Source organism: Gilliamella sp. W8136 (genome assembly GCF_016101285.1).
Lineage (GTDB): Bacteria > Pseudomonadota > Gammaproteobacteria > Enterobacterales > Orbaceae > Gilliamella > Gilliamella apicola_N.
The window spans coordinates 52,687-70,636 of sequence record NZ_JACFQU010000019.1 but is presented as its reverse complement, the minus strand read 5'-3'; the positions used below and the strand labels follow the sequence as shown (position 1 = coordinate 70,636).

Annotated in this window: 19 protein-coding genes; 17 read left to right on the top strand and 2 right to left on the bottom strand. The window is 33.5% G+C overall.

Annotated elements, in window-relative coordinates; all coding sequences use genetic code 11:
- Positions 1-276: 276 nt before the first annotated feature.
- The 11 genes from H3T96_RS12940 to gltP all read left to right on the top strand — a co-directional run bounded on the left by H3T96_RS12940 (position 277) and on the right by gltP (position 12,444).
- Positions 277-837: a YgjV family protein gene (locus H3T96_RS12940; RefSeq protein WP_144093215.1), complete on the top strand. Its 561-nt coding sequence runs from the start codon at positions 277-279 to the stop codon at positions 835-837.
- Positions 838-933: 96 nt separating this feature from the next.
- A complete protein-coding gene (gene rppH / locus H3T96_RS12935) occupies positions 934-1,506 on the top strand; it encodes an RNA pyrophosphohydrolase (RefSeq protein WP_039128604.1) in 573 nt (190 codons plus the stop codon).
- On the top strand, positions 1,503-2,372 hold the full coding sequence (gene lgt / locus H3T96_RS12930) for a prolipoprotein diacylglyceryl transferase (protein ID WP_144093217.1): 870 nt from the start codon (positions 1,503-1,505) through the stop codon (positions 2,370-2,372). The genes rppH and lgt overlap by 4 nt, the downstream gene beginning before the upstream one ends.
- Positions 2,369-3,163, top strand: a complete 795-nt coding sequence (gene thyA / locus H3T96_RS12925; RefSeq protein WP_039128610.1) for a thymidylate synthase — start codon at positions 2,369-2,371, stop codon at positions 3,161-3,163. The genes lgt and thyA overlap by 4 nt, the downstream gene beginning before the upstream one ends.
- 224 nt (positions 3,164-3,387) lie before the next feature.
- Positions 3,388-4,338, top strand: coding sequence for an LpxL/LpxP family Kdo(2)-lipid IV(A) lauroyl/palmitoleoyl acyltransferase (gene lpxL / locus H3T96_RS12920; protein ID WP_039128613.1), 951 nt, complete (start codon positions 3,388-3,390; stop codon positions 4,336-4,338).
- A gap of 46 nt (positions 4,339-4,384) precedes the next feature.
- A complete protein-coding gene (gene rlmM / locus H3T96_RS12915) occupies positions 4,385-5,467 on the top strand; it encodes a 23S rRNA (cytidine(2498)-2'-O)-methyltransferase RlmM (protein WP_086327183.1) in 1,083 nt (360 codons plus the stop codon).
- A 22-nt stretch (positions 5,468-5,489) separates the two neighbouring features.
- Positions 5,490-7,325 carry a penicillin-binding protein activator gene (locus H3T96_RS12910; RefSeq protein ID WP_039128618.1) on the top strand — a complete coding sequence of 612 codons (1,836 nt, stop codon included), beginning with the start codon at positions 5,490-5,492 and terminating at the stop codon, positions 7,323-7,325.
- Positions 7,294-7,662 carry a YraN family protein gene (locus H3T96_RS12905; RefSeq protein WP_039128621.1) on the top strand — a complete coding sequence of 123 codons (369 nt, stop codon included), beginning with the start codon at positions 7,294-7,296 and terminating at the stop codon, positions 7,660-7,662. The genes H3T96_RS12910 and H3T96_RS12905 overlap by 32 nt, the downstream gene beginning before the upstream one ends.
- Positions 7,663-7,678: 16 nt before the next feature.
- Positions 7,679-8,257, top strand: coding sequence for an SIS domain-containing protein (locus H3T96_RS12900; protein WP_039128623.1), 579 nt, complete (start codon positions 7,679-7,681; stop codon positions 8,255-8,257).
- Between the two features lie 98 nt (positions 8,258-8,355).
- The gene (gyrA, locus tag H3T96_RS12895; RefSeq protein WP_144093219.1) at positions 8,356-11,046 is read left to right on the top strand and encodes a DNA topoisomerase (ATP-hydrolyzing) subunit A; all 2,691 of its coding nucleotides are present in this window, start codon (positions 8,356-8,358) and stop codon (positions 11,044-11,046) included.
- An 87-nt stretch (positions 11,047-11,133) separates the two neighbouring features.
- Positions 11,134-12,444 carry a glutamate/aspartate:proton symporter GltP gene (gene gltP / locus H3T96_RS12890; RefSeq protein WP_086327034.1) on the top strand — a complete coding sequence of 437 codons (1,311 nt, stop codon included), beginning with the start codon at positions 11,134-11,136 and terminating at the stop codon, positions 12,442-12,444.
- 259 nt (positions 12,445-12,703) lie between these two features.
- Here gltP and rpmG read toward each other — a convergent pair whose 3' ends face one another.
- Positions 12,704-12,871 (bottom strand): 50S ribosomal protein L33, encoded by a 168-nt coding sequence (gene rpmG / locus H3T96_RS12885; RefSeq protein WP_025314526.1) that lies wholly within the window; start codon positions 12,869-12,871, stop codon positions 12,704-12,706.
- 15 nt (positions 12,872-12,886) lie between these two features.
- Positions 12,887-13,123, bottom strand: coding sequence for a 50S ribosomal protein L28 (rpmB, locus tag H3T96_RS12880; protein ID WP_025314527.1), 237 nt, complete (start codon positions 13,121-13,123; stop codon positions 12,887-12,889).
- A gap of 742 nt (positions 13,124-13,865) precedes the next feature.
- On the opposite strand from rpmB, the gene aroE reads away from it, so the two are divergent.
- The 6 genes from aroE to H3T96_RS12850 all read left to right on the top strand — a co-directional run bounded on the left by aroE (position 13,866) and on the right by H3T96_RS12850 (position 17,888).
- Positions 13,866-14,696, top strand: a complete 831-nt coding sequence (gene aroE / locus H3T96_RS12875; RefSeq protein WP_144093221.1) for a shikimate dehydrogenase — start codon at positions 13,866-13,868, stop codon at positions 14,694-14,696.
- Between the two features lie 148 nt (positions 14,697-14,844).
- The gene (locus H3T96_RS12870) at positions 14,845-15,198 is read left to right on the top strand and encodes a DUF1870 family protein (protein ID WP_039130077.1); all 354 of its coding nucleotides are present in this window, start codon (positions 14,845-14,847) and stop codon (positions 15,196-15,198) included.
- A gap of 221 nt (positions 15,199-15,419) precedes the next feature.
- The gene (aroL, locus tag H3T96_RS12865) at positions 15,420-15,932 is read left to right on the top strand and encodes a shikimate kinase AroL (protein ID WP_086327304.1); all 513 of its coding nucleotides are present in this window, start codon (positions 15,420-15,422) and stop codon (positions 15,930-15,932) included.
- 278 nt (positions 15,933-16,210) lie between these two features.
- Positions 16,211-17,410 (top strand): MFS transporter, encoded by a 1,200-nt coding sequence (locus tag H3T96_RS12860; RefSeq protein ID WP_065738369.1) that lies wholly within the window; start codon positions 16,211-16,213, stop codon positions 17,408-17,410.
- Positions 17,411-17,523: 113 nt separating this feature from the next.
- A complete protein-coding gene (locus H3T96_RS12855) occupies positions 17,524-17,661 on the top strand; it encodes an MFS transporter (RefSeq protein ID WP_143422853.1) in 138 nt (45 codons plus the stop codon).
- A 32-nt stretch (positions 17,662-17,693) separates the two neighbouring features.
- Positions 17,694-17,888 (top strand): MFS transporter, encoded by a 195-nt coding sequence (locus H3T96_RS12850; protein WP_144093223.1) that lies wholly within the window; start codon positions 17,694-17,696, stop codon positions 17,886-17,888.
- Positions 17,889-17,950 lie beyond the last annotated feature (62 nt).

The following is a 17,950-nucleotide window of genomic DNA, read 5'->3' as shown; positions in this document are numbered from 1 at the left end:
AAGTGAAACGCCGAAGTGCCGATGGTAGTGTGGGTATTACCCATGTGAGAGTAGGGAGCCGCCAGACTTTTAAATATAGAGAGAGAGCCCAGCAGGAATGCTGGGCTTTTTTGCATATAGAGATTATAAAACTGACTAAAATTTATATAAAATTTTATGTTTTAAAGATGTGACTATATGATTATTTATTAATAACATTTGATAAATTTTTTTCTAAATTATTTATAAATAGGTTATTAACTAATTATTTAGATCCATTTATCTATGGAGTGAACGATGGATAATCTAAACTTTTTATATCAATTCGTGGGTTCAGATTTTATTGATAGATATACTACTTTACCTCAATTAATTGGTATTTTAGGTTATCTTGTAGGTATCAGTGCTTTTTTACAACGTAGCGATAATGCTTTTCGTTGGCAGTTAACAATCGTTAATGTCATTATGACTTTGCACTTTTACTTATTGGGTCCGGAGTCTTATCCAGCAGCAATTCTTAATATAGTAAATATATTTAGAAACGTTGCTTCGAATTACACAAAAAATATGTTAGCAATGTTATTTTTTATTGCTTTAATGTGGATATTTTATTTTCTTACTACACCAGATCCGACACAATTTATACATTATTTATCTGTTATAGGTACGACATTAGTTACCATTGCATTATTTCGTTTACAACAACAGAAAATGCGACTACTTATACTGATGAGCAGTATTTTATGGATTATTTATAGTTTATGGATAGGCTCTTTAGGAAGTCTGGCCATAGAAGTAACATTCGCCATAATTAATATTATTACAATTATCAAATTATCTAAAAAACAAACTGTGTGATGGGATATTTACTCGATTAATTCATTTTCCTATTTATTTCTTGCTGTATGTATGAAACAATTTAGCCATATAAGAATAAATTTTTTGAGGTAGTCAGTGATTGATAATGATGGCTACCGTCCAAATGTAGGAATAGTTATTTGTAACAGGTATGGTCAAGTACTTTGGGCTCGTCGTTATGGACAAAATTCTTGGCAGTTTCCTCAGGGCGGAATAAAACTAAACGAAACGCCTGAGCAGGCAATGTTTCGTGAATTAAACGAAGAAGTAGGATTATTACCTCAAGATGTAAAGATTCTATCCGTTACTAACGGTTGGTTGCGATATAAATTACCTAAACGAATGATACGTTGGGAAAATCAACCTGTTTGTATTGGTCAAAAACAGAAATGGTTTTTATTAGAATTGATATCTGATACTTCGGTAATTAATCTCAATAAGTCTTCAACTCCTGAATTTGATGATTGGAAGTGGGTTAGTTATTGGTACCCTATTCGTCAGGTTATTGCTTTTAAACGCGATGTTTATCGAAAAGCAATGAAAGAATTTTCATTGCCAGTATTTAGCATCCAATCCGAGGCGGAAGCACCAATAGCCAATGTTTCTAAAAAGAAACGATTTAACTTCTTTGCTCATAAACGAAAAAATAAACAGTGTATTAAAAAATGAATCAATACTTACAATTTCCTAACTTCAATCCAATTGCTTTTTCACTTGGCCCTATATCGCTTCATTGGTATGGTGCAATGTACTTATTTGGAGTGCTTGGGGCGCTTTATTTAGCCAAACGAAGAGCAAATAAACCTAATAGCCAATGGACAACACAACAAGTTGAAAATTTGCTATTCTGGGGTTTTTTAGGGCTTTTTATAGGTGGACGATTAGGCTATGTCCTTTTTTATAATTTTAACGTTTTTATCAAAGACCCAGTGATATTGTTTAAAGTCTGGGAAGGCGGTATGTCATTCCATGGCGGTCTAATCGGTGCAATTTGTGTTATTGCTATTTTCGCAAAAATGAACCATAAAACCTTTATGCAAGTGGCTGATTTTGTCGCTCCTTTAGTACCTATTGGTTTAATGTTTGGGCGATTTGGTAATTTTATCAATGGTGAACTTTGGGGACGAGTGACTCAATCTCATATTGGTATGTTATTCCCGACTTCCTCTCATGCTGATTTTATGTTTGTACAAACACATCCTGAATGGTTATCGCTCTATACTTCTCTTAATGGCATTTTACCAAGGCATCCTTCACAGCTTTATGAAATGATGTTTGAAGGAGTTGTTCTATTTATCATTTTGAATTTGTTCATTCGTAAAAACAGACCAACTGGCGCTGTTTCAGGACTATTTTTGCTTTGTTATGGTTTATTTCGATTTATAATCGAATTCTTTAGACAACCGGATGAGCAACTAGGACTATTTTTTAATATCATTAGTATGGGGCAAATTTTATGCCTACCAATGATTTTTGCTGGTATTTTATTTCTTTTTTATTCATATAGAGTTAACAAAAAGGCGACAACACGATGAAACAGTATTTAGCACTTATGCAAAAGATTTTAGCTGAAGGTACGCCTAAGTCAGATCGAACAGGAACTGGAACATTATCCATTTTTGGTCATCAAATGCGGTTTAATCTACAGGATGGATTTCCATTAGTCACTACAAAAAAATGCCATTTACGTTCAATTATTCATGAATTACTTTGGTTTTTAAAAGGTGATACAAATATTCAATATTTAAAAGATAATAAAGTGACCATTTGGGATGAATGGGCTGATGAGAATGGTGATTTAGGCCCTGTTTATGGAAAACAGTGGCGAGCGTGGACAGCACCAAATGGCCAGCATATTGATCAAATATCGCAATTAATCGATCAAATCAAAAATGATCCTGATTCAAGACGCCTAATAATTTCTGCTTGGAATGTTGGAGAATTAGATCAAATGGCGTTAGCTCCTTGTCATGCATTTTTTCAATTTTATGTAGTGGATGGAAAGCTTTCTTGCCAGCTTTACCAACGTTCTTGTGATGTGTTTTTAGGGTTACCATTTAATATTGCTAGCTATTCATTATTAATTCATATGATTGCTCAACAATGCAATTTAGATGTGGGTGATTTTGTTTGGACTGGTGGTGATACGCACTTATATTCAAACCATTTGGAACAAACTCATTTACAATTGAGTCGAACGCCTAGAGCGCTACCAAAACTTGCTATTAGACGTAAACCTCCAACAATTTTTGATTATGAGTTTGAGGACTTTGAAATTATTGGCTATGATCCTTACCCTGCAATCAAAGCACCCGTTGCGGTTTAAATTCTTGTAAAGAAGTTTCAGGAAAAGCCTACGTTTGAGTATAAAATTTTAAAAAATCTTAAGAACGAAGATCACAGCAACTAATTATATATTGTTGTGATCTGTTTAAACTATACCTTGTTAGATACATTAATGTAGGGAAGATCTTTCTAATTTTCTGCCCTTAAAATCAATATATAGTATATAATAATCAACTTTGTTATTAACAATAACTTAATCTTAATATGAGTCAAAATCAGGAAATTCGTCCTATCTTTACTAAACGCCTACTACACCCTCGTTACTGGTTAACGTGGTTTGGTATTGGTATCTTATATTTAATCGTTTTATTACCCTATCCAGTAATTTATCAATTAGGAAAAAGTTTAGGGTTGCTTTCAATGAAATTAATTGGTAAGCGTAAAGAGACAGCAAGACAAAACCTTAAACTTTGTTTTCCTGAAAAATCACAGCTTGAACGTGATCAATTGTTGCGGGGCAATTTTATTTCTACTGGATTGGCTATTTTCGAAACAGGGATGGCTTGGTTCTGGTCTGACAAAAGATTAGCTAAACATTCATCTATTGTCGGTGACCAATATATCAAAAATATACAACAATCAGGTCAAGGCGTTTTACTTATTGGAATTCATTTCCTAACATTAGAATTAGGGGCACGCATTTTAGGAATGAGTCATCCCGGTGTAGGTGTTTATCGACCAAATGATAATCTGGTAATGGATTATGTTCAGCTTAAAGGTAGACTCAAATCTAATAAATACATGTTAGATCGCTATAATACTAAAGGTATGATCCGCGCATTAAAAAATGGTGAGTTACTTTGGTATGCCCCTGATCATGATTATGGACCAAAAAATAGTGTCTTTGCCCCATTATTTTCAGTAGAAAAAGCAGCAACGACGATAGGTACACGTATATTGGTTAAATTAGGCCAACCCGCCATTATTCCATTTACACCTAAGCGTGAGGAAAATGGCCATTATACCGTGTATGTAACACCAGCGCTTGAAGGTTATCCTATTGATGATGATGTATTAGCTGCAACTTTTATGAATAAAGCTATTGAACAAGAAATTTTAAAAGCTCCAGAACAATATATGTGGTTACACCGACGATTTAAAACCCGTCCTAAGGGGGAAGCTCCTTTGTATACTAATGATGTTCAATCTGACTAAATCAATTATTTTTTTATAATGTCTGTTTGAAGAGTAAAAATACGAAATGCAAAAACTAAATAAAATTATTCTATACTGTCGCTGTGGATTTGAAAAAGAATGTGCTGCTGAAATCACAGATAGAGCTGCACAACTGGAAATATTTGGTTTTGCCAAAGTTATAGAAAATAGTGGTTATGTCACTTTTGAATGTTATCAAGACGATCAAGCGACAATACTGATAAAAAAACTTCCGTTTCGTACTCTAATCTTTGCTAGACAGATGTTTGTATCAGGTGATTTATTGACTGATTTACCAGCCAATGATCGGATCACTCCAATAATTAATGCATTATCGGGTTTGATCGATAACGCAGGAGATGTGCGCGTAGAAGTCGCTGATACCAATGAAGGTAAAGAACTAGCTGGATTTTGTCGTAAATTTACAGTACCACTTCGTCAAGCGCTACGAAGCAAACGTATTTTATTAAAAGTTGAAAATCCAAAAAAACCTGTTATTCATCTATTTTTTACAAGCAGTAATAGTTGTTATGTAGGTTATTCATTAAGTCAAAATAACTCACCTTTTTATATGGGGATCCCTAGACTAAAATTTCCTGCTGATGCACCAAGTCGTTCTACACTAAAATTGGAAGAGGCGTTCCATATTTTTATTCCTTATGAAGAGTGGGATGAACGCTTAAAAGGTGGTTTGAATGCAGTTGATTTAGGTGCTTGCCCAGGTGGTTGGACTTATCAACTAGTTAAAAGAAGTATGATGGTTTACGCCATTGATAATGGTCCAATGAATAACAAACTCATGGAAACAGGACAAGTTAAACATTATCGTGAAGATGGCTTTAAATTTACGCCTAAAAAACATAATATTTATTGGTTAGTTTGTGATATGGTTGAAAAACCGACCAAAGTGACGCAATTAATAGCTAAATGGGTGATTAATGGTTGGTGTCGAGAAACCATTTTTAATCTTAAATTACCAATGAAAAAACGGTATGAAGAAGTAAAACAAAATATAAAGTTACTCAATGACGAATTAAATAATAATCAAATCAATGTTCAAATTCAGGCCAAGCAGCTTTATCATGATCGTGAAGAAATTACTGTTCATGTGCAACGAATTTGGGGATAGTAAATAACAAGAGAGTGGGTGTATGAATTTAAAAATTTTCTTTTATTCAATATTAATGTCTATATTATTGACATTTTTAACTGGATGTCCGGGTAATCAATCGCAACTTAGTGATTATGATGGAACTAAAAGTTCTAGTTATTATCTATCGCTAGCGGATGAAAGTTCTGGAAATGCTAAAACCAATTGGCAATTACTAGCTATTCAGGCATTAATTAAAGAAAATAAAGTTTCTCAAGCAAAAGATTTGTTATCTCAAATATCCTCTGATCTTAATGATGAACAACAGAAAGAAAAATTATTGTTGCAAGGTGAAATTGCAGTAAAATTGAAAAAACCATTTAATATTAAAAAGTTAACAACTGATGGGTTAACCAATTCACAATTATACCGTTACTACTCTATTAAATTAAGTTTGGATGAAAAAAATAGAGATATCAATGGTCAAGCTCATGATTATATTGAACTAGAAAAATATACTCCAGAAAAACAGAAAAACCAAATATTACATAATACATGGAAATTTTTTAGTAAATTAAATACCAAACAAGTTAATACCATTTTAGTTTATGAAAATGAAGTAACTTTACAAGGATGGATTAATTTAGCGGATGCTTATAAAAGTAATAATATAGAACCAAAAACACAAGAAGATGATACGCCTGAAATTATTGCAGAGAAAGTACAAAAACAGAACGAATTATTAAAACAGGCGGTAAAAGATTGGTTACTACAATATCCAGATCATCCCGCTAAAAATATTATTTCTGTATTAACAGGAGAACAAGCATTAAATGTTGATGATGTTAATGCTAAAAAAGTGGCATTATTATTACCACTAACAGGATCATCACGTCTTTTTGGTGATACTATTCGACAAGGTTATTTTGATGCAATTAAATTTTTCCCAAAAGAGCCACAACAAAATGTAGTTTTACTTGATACAACAAGTGCTGATATGGATGCTCTTATAAGTCAAGCTAAAGAACAAAATGTTGAGTTGATCGTTGGTCCTTTACTGAAAGATGAAGTGATTAAGATTAAACAATTGGCACCGTCTTTACCTGTTTTAGCCTTGAATAAAGTGGATAATAGTTCAGTTACACCGAATAAAATGTGTTATTTCGCATTATCACCAGAAGATGAAGCACAAGATGCGGCAGATCATATCTATGCACAAAACAAATTAAAGCCACTCTTGCTGGTTCCGCAAAATGATCTCGGTAAACGTGTAGCTCAAAGTTTTGCTAAAAAATGGTCTGAATTATCATCTAACAGTTCACAAGCTTATGTACAATATTTTGGCAATAAAAGTACATTAAGTTCTGGTATGAATCGTAATGTAGGAATAAAACTTACTGGAACCCCTATTTTAACCGATTATACAGAAGATCAATCTGACAATTTTGATGCTGTCTATATTTATGCTTCATACGATGAATTAACTCTTATAAAACCAATGATTGATATGGCAGCCGGTAAATCAGTAGGTAATTCATCTTCACTTATGATCTACACTAGCTCCAAAAGTCATGTAGCTAATGCTTCGGATGATTTTAATTATGATATGAATCAAACTGAATATGCTGAAATTCCAATGATCGTTAATTCTTCTGATCAAATGTCAGAAATCATCCCTAATAATATCCAAAAAAATTATTCATTATTTCGTTTATATGCGATGGGGATAGATGCTTGGAGACTTGCAAATCGCTTTAATCAAATGAATTCCAATCAAACTAACTTTTTAAATGGTATGACGGGTAAATTATCGACCAAGGATCAATGTGAAGTCACTCGTGCTTTATCTTGGCAACAATATATTCATGCATTATCCCGATCTAATTCAGAAGAATAACAAAAAAATTGGCAAGCATTACGAAGATATTGCTTGCCAGTATTTACTAAAACAAGGGCTTTCATTTATTGCTCAAAATAGTCAATATCGTTTAGGTGAAATTGATTTAATTATGCGTGATAAACAATGTCTCGTTTTTGTTGAAGTACGTTATAGAAAAAATGCCAATTTTGGTAATGCCGAAATGACCGTAACATCAAGTAAACAAAATAAAATCAAGCAAGCGGCACAACTCTGGATGTTATCAGAAAATATGAATATTGATGATACAGAATTCAGATTTGATATTTTTGCTATTACGGGCAAAAACCAAAAATGGATTATTAATGCGTTTTAATTTTTAGGTGAAAAACGTGCAAGATTTAATAAAAAATTATTTTACTGAAAGTATTCAAACTCAAATTGTAATGGCTGAGTCTTTAGGGACATCAATTGAAAAAGCAGCAAGCATTATTGTTCAAGGTTTACTTAATGGTAATAAAATTATGAGTTGTGGTAATGGCTCATCAGCGGCAAATGTACAAAGTTTTACTTCTCGATTAATAACCAGTATTAATATAGAAAGACCCAGCATACCCGCTATGGCTTTGGTGTCTGATAATGTATTATTAAGTGCAATTGCCAACCATGAAGAAGTCTATGCTCGCCAAATACAAGCTTTAGGGCAGCAAGGTGATATTTTGATCGTATTGACTTGCCAAGGTAACAGCCGTTCGATTATTCGCGCTGTTCAAGAAGCGGTGATTAAAGATATGAAAATTGTAGCTTTAACTGCTTTTGATGGTGGTGAAGTTATCGGTTTACTTGGTCAAAATGATATTGAAATAAGAGTTCCATCTTATAAAAAAGTAATGGCATATGAAATGCATGCTATGATTTTAAATTGTTTATGCCAATTAATTGAAAATACTTTGTTTATTCAACATGAATAAGTTGAAATAAAAACGGTATAGTCCTGCATTAATAACGAATTTTATGCTATAATTACAAGCTATTTTGATGACCTAATTTAATAAGAGAATATGGTGTTATGACCGAACTAGCCAAAGAAATAACCCCCGTTAATATTGAAGATGAGCTAAAATCCTCTTATCTTGACTATGCAATGTCTGTCATTGTCGGGCGTGCTTTACCTGATGTACGCGATGGCTTAAAACCGGTCCATAGAAGGGTCCTTTTTGCCATGCATGAAGCTGGATACGATTGGAATAAACCTTATCGAAAATCTGCTCGTGTTGTTGGGGATGTTATTGGTAAATACCATCCACATGGTGACTTTGCTGTTTATGAAACGATCGTACGTATGGCACAGCCATTTTCATTACGTTATATGTTAGTTGATGGTCAAGGAAACTTCGGTTCTGTTGATGGTGATTCGGCTGCGGCAATGCGTTACACTGAAATACGTATGCAAAAGTTCGCAGGTGCGTTATTGACTGATCTCGATAAAGAAACGGTTGATTTCTCGCCGAACTATGACGGCTCTGAAATGATCCCTGATGTATTGCCAACGCGTATTCCTAATTTGCTAATAAATGGTTCTTCAGGTATTGCGGTTGGTATGGCAACAAATATCCCTCCTCATAATTTATCTGAAGTCATTAATGGTTGTCTTGCTTTTATTGAAGATGAAAATATTTCAGTTGATGGATTAATGGAACATATCCATGGACCTGACTTTCCAACTGCTGCTTTAATTAATGGTCGAAAGGGTATTGAAAATGCCTACCGAACTGGACGTGGTATTATCTATATTCGTTCTAAAGCAACTATTGAAGTTGATGATCATAGTGGGCGTGAAACAATCATTGTTAATGAAATTCCGTATCAAGTTAACAAGAAAAAACTGATCGAGAAAATAGCTGAATTAGTTAAAGACAAAAAAGTTGAAGGTATCTCGGCGCTACGCGATGAATCTGACAAAGATGGGATGCGTATTGTTATTGAAATTAAACGAGATGCTGTCGGTGAGGTTGTATTAAATAACTTATTCTCATTGACACAATTGCAAGTCTCATTTGGTATCAATATGGTAGCCTTACACAAAGGGCAACCTAAACTTCTAAATTTACGTGAGATGATTGAAGCCTTTGTGCTTCATCGACGTGAAGTGGTAACTCGTAGAACTATCTATGAATTACGTAAAGCTCGTGAAAGAGCGCATGTTTTAGAAGGGTTAGCTATTGCGCTTGCCAATATTGATCCTATTATTGAATTAATTCGCGCAGCCTCAACTCCAGTTGAAGCTAAAAGCAAATTATTAGCTCAAGCTTGGCAGCTTGGTAATGTAGCAGCAATGCTCGAAAAAGCGGGTAATGATGCGGCTCGACCAGAAGATTTAGCGCCAGAATTTGGTATTCGCGATGGTTATTATTACCTATCAGAAGCCCAAGCCCAAGCTATTTTAGATCTTCGTTTACATCGATTAACGGGTCTAGAACATGAAAAGATTTTGGATGAGTATAAACAGTTACTGATTCAAATTAGTGAGTTACTACACATTTTAGCAAGTCCAGAACGCTTAATGGAAGTGATTCGTGAAGAGCTTGAAGCGGTTCGTGATCAATTCCAAGATGCAAGAAGAACTGAAATTACAGCAAGCAGTGCTGATATTAATATTGAGGATCTTATTGCTCAAGAAGATGTTGTTGTAACTCTCTCACACCAAGGCTATGTAAAATATCAGCCTTTATCTGATTACGAAGCTCAACGTCGAGGTGGCAAAGGTAAATCTGCAACTAAAATCAAAGAAGAAGATTTTGTTGAAAAATTACTTGTAGCGAATACCCACGATACGATTCTTTGTTTCTCAAGCCGTGGTCGTTTATATTGGATGAAAGTTTATCAACTACCTGAAGCAAGTCGAGGTTCACGTGGTCGTCCAATTATTAATTTATTACCACTTGAAGCAGGTGAACGTATTACCGCGATCCTACCTGTTCGAGAATTTGATGACGAACACTGTGTATTTATGGCTACAGCACAAGGTACCGTTAAGAAAACTTCACTAATTGAATTTAGTCGTCCAAGAAGTGGTGGTATTATCGCTATTAATTTACGTGATGATGATGAATTAATCGGTGTAGATCTAACAAGTAATGAAACGTCTGATACTGTTGATGATGAACTCAATGATGATGTAATTGTTGATGAGACTGATAATGATGAAGAGGTCTCTCAAATCTTTAATACAGAAGACATTATGTTGTTCTCCGCTAACGGTAAAGTGGTTCGCTTCCCAGCCAATAAAGTTCGCTGCATGGGACGAACTGCGACAGGTGTTCGAGGTATTAAATTAGAAGACGATGATAAAGTCGTATCACTGATTGTTCCACGAGAAAATGGCGCGATTTTAACTGCAACGCAAAACGGCTATGGTAAACGTACACAACAAGAGTTATACCCAACCAAATCACGAGCGACAAAAGGTGTTATTTCTATCAAAGTGAGTGAAAGAAATGGTAAAGTCGTTGGTGCTGTTCAAGTTGATGAAACAGATCAAATCATGTTAATCACTGATGCAGGAACGCTTGTACGTACACGTGTTTCGGAAGTAAGTATTGTCGGTCGAAATACACAAGGAGTTATGCTGATTCGTACAGCAGATAACGAAAAAGTCGTTGGATTACAGAGAATAGCCGAAACTGAGGATGAGGAAAGTGAATCCGATCTTTCTCAAGAAGATGAACGACAGAGTTCAGCTTCGGAGTCCGAAGAATAAGTTTTAATTATCAAAAAGGATTAGTTATAACTAATCCTTTTTTATTTATAATATCCAGAAAAGGAATAGTATTAAATGTCATTTTTAATAAAGAAAATCTTAACAAATCTTGCATGGCAAATTTTAATTGCTTTGATACTAGGTGTAGCGGTGGGCGCTTATTTATTTGAACTTTCTGTCCCAAGCCATCCTTTACATTCATATTATCAATTTTCGATAGTTAATATTTTTCAACCAGCTGGTGATATCTTTATTCGTTTAATTAAAATGATTGTATTACCTATTATACTCAGTACGCTCACTTTAGGTATTGCAGGTATTGGTGGTTCAAAAAGATTAGGGACATTGGGTTTTAAAACTATTCTCTATTTTGAAATTATTACAACGATTGCCATCTTACTAGGGCTTTTCTGGGGAAATATTTTTGCACCGGGTGCGGGAATTGACTCTACAACCTTAGCAACGAGCGATATTAGTAAGTATACTAAAGCCGCAGAAGAATTGAGCGGAAAACCTCATGGCTTAATTGTTATGATATTAGATATGATTCCAGCTAATATCTTCAAAGCTATGAGTGATGGCGCTGTTTTACCTGTTATCTTCTTCTGTGTCTTTTTCGGTTTAGGTTTAATGTCATTACCAGACAAACAACGTGAACCATTTGTTTTCTTCTTAAAAGTTGTATCTGACACCATGTTTAAAGTAACGAACATGATTATGCGCTACGCACCAATTGGTGTTTTCGCTTTAATTACTGTAACCGTTGCTAAATATGGATTTGCATCTCTTCTGCCGTTGTTTAAATTAATTTTCACTGTTTATTCAGCTATGATTATTTTTACATTGGTGGTATTAGGACTTGTATGTAAACTTTGTAAATTTAATATTTTTACCCTACTAAAAATATTAAAAGAAGAGTTGGTTATCGCATTTTCAACAGCGAGTTCTGAAACTGCATTACCAAAAATTATTGAAAAGATGGAAGCATACGGTGCGCCAAAGGCGATCACAAGTTTTGTTATTCCAACAGGTTATTCATTTAATCTTGATGGCTCAACGCTTTATCAAAGTATTACGGTTATCTTTTTGGCTCAGCTATTCCATATAGATTTAACCATTTTAGATCAGATTATTATTGTTATAACATTGATGATTGCCTCTAAAGGTATAGCTGGCGTACCGGGTGCTTCAATCCTTGTTTTATCTGCAACCCTAGGCAGTGTGGGTATTCCGCTTGAAGGTATTGGTTATATTATGGGCGTAGAGCGTATTTTAGATATGGGTAGAACGGTTGTTAATGTTGTTGGTAATGCATTAGCAGCGATTGTTATTGCTCGTTGGGAACATGTTTTTGATGATAAAAAAGCAAAAGCATACGAACAACAATATTTGAAATAATAGATTAACTACTTTCTTAAAAAGCTTCAGTTTTTACTGAAGCTTTTTTGTTTAAAGATATTAATAAATAATTGACTTCACTGGGCAGATATAATTAAGAATGATATTAATCATTAATATCTAAAATAAATAGTGAACCTTTTGTTCATTACAGATGAAAAAAATATGCCTATATTGATTACAACTAATATTAAAAGCATATCTTTATTAAAGATATAAAAAAACCCAGCATTTGCTGGGCTTTTTATTTATTAGATAACTATTTAATTTTAGCTTCTTTATAAATAACATGCTGACGAACAACGGGATCGTATTTTTTGATTTCCATTTTCTCAGGCATAGTTCTTTTATTTTTGCTAGTGGTATAAAAATGACCTGTACCAGCAGAAGAAACTAATCTAATTTTTTCGCGTACACCTTTAGCCATGATATGGTTTCCTTATTAGTACTTTTCACCACGGGCACGAAGTTCAGCTAAAACTGCATCAATACCCTTTTTATCGATAGTTCGCATACCTTTAGCAGATATACGCAATTTTACAAAACGTTTTTCGCTCTCAACCCAGAAACGGTGAGTTTGAAGATTTGGTAGAAAACGACGTTTAGTAGCATTCATCGCATGAGAACGATTATTTCCTACTAAAGGACCTTTTCCTGTTACTTGGCATACTCGTGACATGTCAATAATTCTCCGAAATTTCTATGCTTAAGCCTTGGGCGTAATATGTTAATGGAATTAACCTCGTCAGGCTTTTAGTTTGCTGCAGTTCTATCTGAGAAGCAGTCTAACCTCTCACACTACACCCACAATAATGAGGTAGCGAAGTATACGCTGTTATACGCAAATTCTCAAGCATTATCTTATTTAAGCTTAAAATAAGTTTATATAAATATAGTTCACATAAAACCCAAATTGAGATAGAAAGTGCCGTGATGGATTTGGCTTCGATCTATTATGGTATAGACATTATAACAAGAGTACTCATTCTTGAAGAGTTTAATGTTGCTCACCTTATCATAAATAAAAACTATCAGAAAAGAGATATTTTTATAGCCACAATGAAAAATAGACCTTTATTACCCACAGAGCAAAAGTTTTATTGCTTTCTAATTGAACATATCTTAATTAAATATAATGACAATGCTATTTTGGTGGAGCTTGGAAAATTATCTTACTATTTGATGTGTCAAAAATATTAGCTTGCGACGGTGAATAATTAAAAAGTTAAACTCTGCTCAAAATATTCTATTAATAGAGTAGGTATTATTTTTTATATATTTAACAAATTATTATAAAACAAAATGTTAACTTTACCTGTGATTTTAGAAAAAATGATTTAATTTTATAATAAATGTGTTTTAATAATTAGGACGAAGATTTTATTTATTCCTTTTGATTTTCCAACTTTCAAGGAGATTATATGAGCCAGTTTCAGCCATATAGCATATACGGCATTATCGGTTATCCTTTAGGACACAGTATGAGTCCACTTATTCATACTACATCATTTCAAGATTATGGTATTCCTGCTGTATTAGTACCATTTCCTACTCCTCCGGAAGAAATTCCAACATTATTTAAATCGGTAAGATTATTAAATATACGTGGATTATGTGTCACTATCCCACATAAACAAACCATTATTCCTTATTTAGATGAAGTAACTGAGCATGTAAAAAAAGCGGGAGCAGCGAATTTAGTTTATTGGGATGGCGACAAGCTTTGCGGTGACAATACTGATATTGTTGGTTTCATGGAGCCACTTAGAGCGAAAGATTTGCCTGCTGAATACAAAAAGGTTTTATTACTTGGGGCAGGCGGTGCCGCACGAGCTGCCGTTGTTGGTTTACAAGATCTTGGTTATACCGATATTACTGTAACTGACATTGTTGATGATTTACCTCAATCATTAGCTAAAGAGTTCAATCTTAAAACCGTTGCATGGCAAGATCGAAATAAAGTAGAAGCGCAAATAATTATTAATTCGACTCCATTAGGTATGACAGGTAAATTTGAAGATCAAACACCTTATGAACAAGCATGGTTTAAAGGTAAAGGTATTGCGTACGATATCGTTTATACGCCATATAATACTCGCTTCAGACAAGAAGCTGAAAAAGCAGGTTGGGAGTCAATTTCCGGTCGAGAAATGTTTATTGGGCAAGCGAATGCACAATTTAAAATTTGGACGGGTAAAGATCTTTCTGAACGGGCAAAACAAGCCGTAATTGATGCCCTAGCAGGTAAATAATAAATAAAAGTATATACATCTAATTTAAATTAGATGTATTGCTGATATCTATACGTTTAACTTTTTTAAATTCTTTATATAAATAAATGATATCGGTGTCATATGTAAAGTTACTGTATAAGTAAAAATACGATAAGGAGGAGTATTTATGACTAACTTAGAATTGCAAGCGTATCGTCGTTTCCTAATGTTAAAAGTGTCTGAGGCAAGTGAATATATTGGTAAAACTGATGCTAGTACATGGCATAATTGGGAAAAAGGTACTGTTCCTGTTCCCCAATATGTTGTTACCGCAATGCAAGAATTGAAAAAATTCCGAACTGATAAAATAAATATTATTATTAATAGTATTAATGATCGTGTTGGTAGTAATACTATTCGCTATTTTATGACCTATGAAGAGTTCAAAAAAGTCAATCCAGAACTTGATATCATTCAGTGGCGATTACATCAATCTATTGCGACAGAGTTATATTTTCGTGGTTTAGAAAAATTGTGTTAACAAAAATTAATACAACCACCATTTAAGTTAGAGATATTTTTAATAAAGTGTAAATTATTTTTTACAAGTAAATATTAAAATTTATTTATATATTTCATAAAAATCAATTGCTTTTAAAAATATATAATAATATGTAAAAAAAATATTGCAAAATTTAAAGTGAATCACTAGCATAGACGGTATATTCTGTAAGCTGTAAATTTTAAAGGACAGGACTCAATATGAATAATACTATTTTTTTAGTAGGCGCCAGAGCCGCTGGCAAAACGACAATGGGAAAAATGCTTGCAAATAAGCTATCGTTTTCTTTCATTGATACAGATTGCCATTTGCTTGAAACTACTCAAAAAACAGTAGCTGAAATTGTTGAAAAAGAAGGTTGGGAAGGCTTTAGAGCCAGAGAAAGCCAGATTTTAATCGATACAACTAAGCCAAATCGAGTCATTGCTACAGGTGGAGGAATGGTACTGGCCGATCACAATCGCCATTTTATGAAACAAAATGGTACTGTCATTTTTTTATCAGCTACAGCTGCAACATTAGCAGCACGTTTAATGAAAGATCCTAATGTTGCTCAGCGTCCATCATTGACGGGTCTATCCATTGTTGATGAAATGGAAAAAGTGTTGGCAGAGCGGTTACCGTTATATCATGATGCAGCACATCATATAGTTAATGTTGAACAGGATGAAGCTCTAATACTTAATAATATACTTCATATGTTGCAAAATTAATCTAATATCCTTTTATTAAATACCACTTAAAGAGTGGTATTTTTTATTAATGATAAATAAAAATAATAAGTTAGAAACTTATAAAAACATCTATTGATGAGTTCGACTTTTATTCAATATTATTCTAATTTTATTTATACCTAATTTAGAAACTATAGATAAATATAAAAAACGAGAAGTTTAATAATAAATTTGGCGTAATCGTTTACAGATGAATATTTATATATTGAATACAACCAAATGCTCAAAAATTTAATTTTACATATGGAGTATCACAAATGGATAATCGAAAAATTAATTCTTATGGAATTGTCGGATCTATTTATGCCAATTATATTATTCAAAGTATTGCATTGATTGTGATTATGCAATTTTCTCAAGATCTTACAAAGCAGCTTAATACCGATTTGCTTGGTCTTGGCTATGTTGCTTCAGGTATAGGTATTGGCAAGATTTTTTTAATGTTTGCAGGTGGAATACTATCGGATAAATTTGGAAGAAAACTCTTTATCTATCTGGGCATGGCTTGCTATGCGATCTTCTTTATTGGCATGACTTTCTGTACCAATATTCATATCGCTTTTTGTCTTGCAATTGCCGTGGGGGCAGGCAATTCTTTTTTAGATACCGGTTCAATGCCTGCTTTGACCGAGTGTTTTCCTCGTTCAGCGGGTTCTGCAAGTGTCCTCATTAAAGCATTTATTTCTATTGGAACGCTAATTCTTCCATTTATTGTTACCTTTTTTAATACAAACGAAATATGGTATGGTTGGGCGTTTCTTGGCTTTACGGCTTATTTAGTTATTAATGGTTTAATTCTATTTCCTCAAAATTTTCCTAACAAAGATACCGCAATAAAAGGTAATGGCGGTACTGAAGATTATTTCAAAGCTAAACCAAAGTTTGAATTTGAAGGCATTTTATTAATCCTTATGGGATTCACCACCACAGCAACATTTGTCATAATTTTACAGTGGTTACCAACCATTGCGATTAATGGGGTTAATATGAGCGATCTTGAAGCTAAACAATTGATTAGCTACTATAGCACCGCATCAATTATCTCAGTCTTTGTAACGGCATTTATCGTTAAACATTTATTAAAACCTATATTTTGTATCATTATTTTACCTTTACTGTCGGCAATAGTATTAATGCTATTTTACTTTAATATTTCACCTATGATGTGTGTTATCGCTGCAATTGGTATGGGTTTTACGGCAGCCGGTGGCGTGCTTCAATTAACTCTAGTTGTTATGCAGCAATTGTTCCCAACACGCAAAGGTATAGCGGTCGGCTGTATGTATACTTTTAGTGGATTATCCTTTATCGTTATTCCGCTTATCGTTCCAAAATTGGCTATGTATGATGTAAGTTATGCTATTTTGATCGACTTCTTTATCGCCCTAGCAAGTGTCATACTTGGCTCTATTGTCCTTTATCGATTTAAACAAGTAATTGATATGACAAAAATATAAAACAAAATATTAATAAATTTTTTTAAAAATAATTACTAATAATCAAAAAATGAATGTTTATAGGAAATAATAGGTGTCTAAATAAATATTTAGGCACCTAAATTTGTTTATATATGAACTATTTTGTGCACGGAATGGGAGCCATCATTCTTGGGCTAAATATTGATTATTTAGCTGCACAATTTAACCCAGAGCTTACCTATTTATTTAATATTGCAAAAGATTCATTAACGCAGAACAAATTGGATTAGTCTGTGAAGCTAAACAAAATGTTTATAATGTCATGATGGGGCTAGGTGTTGGCCGATTATTAGTATTATTTATCATGGGGACTCTCTCAGGTAAATTTGGACGTAAACCATTTATCGTTTTAGGTGGTCTATTTTATATAGGATTCTTACTTGGTATTTTAGTTAGTCCAAATGTACAAATTGCTTTTATGTTTGCAATTTTAGGTGGCATAGCCAACTCAACATGAGATTTGGGTACTTATCCTGCTTTGATGGAAGCATTTGCAAAATCACCGGGTTCGGCGTCAAT

Bases quoted from the DNA above. Each gene is read 5' to 3' on its own strand.
- H3T96_RS12940 (WP_144093215.1), top strand. From the start codon at position 277: ATGGATAATCTAAACTTTTTATATCAATTCGTGGGTTCAGATTTTATT.
- lgt (WP_144093217.1), top strand. From the start codon at position 1,503: ATGAATCAATACTTACAATTTCCTAACTTCAATCCAATTGCTTTTTCA.
- thyA (WP_039128610.1), top strand. From the start codon at position 2,369: ATGAAACAGTATTTAGCACTTATGCAAAAGATTTTAGCTGAAGGTACG.
- lpxL (WP_039128613.1), top strand. From the start codon at position 3,388: ATGAGTCAAAATCAGGAAATTCGTCCTATCTTTACTAAACGCCTACTA.
- rlmM (WP_086327183.1), top strand. From the start codon at position 4,385: ATGCAAAAACTAAATAAAATTATTCTATACTGTCGCTGTGGATTTGAA.
- H3T96_RS12910 (WP_039128618.1), top strand. From the start codon at position 5,490: ATGAATTTAAAAATTTTCTTTTATTCAATATTAATGTCTATATTATTG.
- H3T96_RS12905 (WP_039128621.1), top strand. From the start codon at position 7,294: ATGCATTATCCCGATCTAATTCAGAAGAATAACAAAAAAATTGGCAAG.
- gyrA (WP_144093219.1), top strand. From the start codon at position 8,356: ATGACCGAACTAGCCAAAGAAATAACCCCCGTTAATATTGAAGATGAG.
- rpmG (WP_025314526.1), bottom strand. From the start codon at position 12,871: ATGGCTAAAGGTGTACGCGAAAAAATTAGATTAGTTTCTTCTGCTGGT.
- rpmB (WP_025314527.1), bottom strand. From the start codon at position 13,123: ATGTCACGAGTATGCCAAGTAACAGGAAAAGGTCCTTTAGTAGGAAAT.
- aroE (WP_144093221.1), top strand. From the start codon at position 13,866: ATGAGCCAGTTTCAGCCATATAGCATATACGGCATTATCGGTTATCCT.
- H3T96_RS12870 (WP_039130077.1), top strand. From the start codon at position 14,845: ATGACTAACTTAGAATTGCAAGCGTATCGTCGTTTCCTAATGTTAAAA.
- aroL (WP_086327304.1), top strand. From the start codon at position 15,420: ATGAATAATACTATTTTTTTAGTAGGCGCCAGAGCCGCTGGCAAAACG.
- H3T96_RS12860 (WP_065738369.1), top strand. From the start codon at position 16,211: ATGGATAATCGAAAAATTAATTCTTATGGAATTGTCGGATCTATTTAT.
- H3T96_RS12855 (WP_143422853.1), top strand. From the start codon at position 17,524: ATGAACTATTTTGTGCACGGAATGGGAGCCATCATTCTTGGGCTAAAT.
- H3T96_RS12850 (WP_144093223.1), top strand. From the start codon at position 17,694: ATGATGGGGCTAGGTGTTGGCCGATTATTAGTATTATTTATCATGGGG.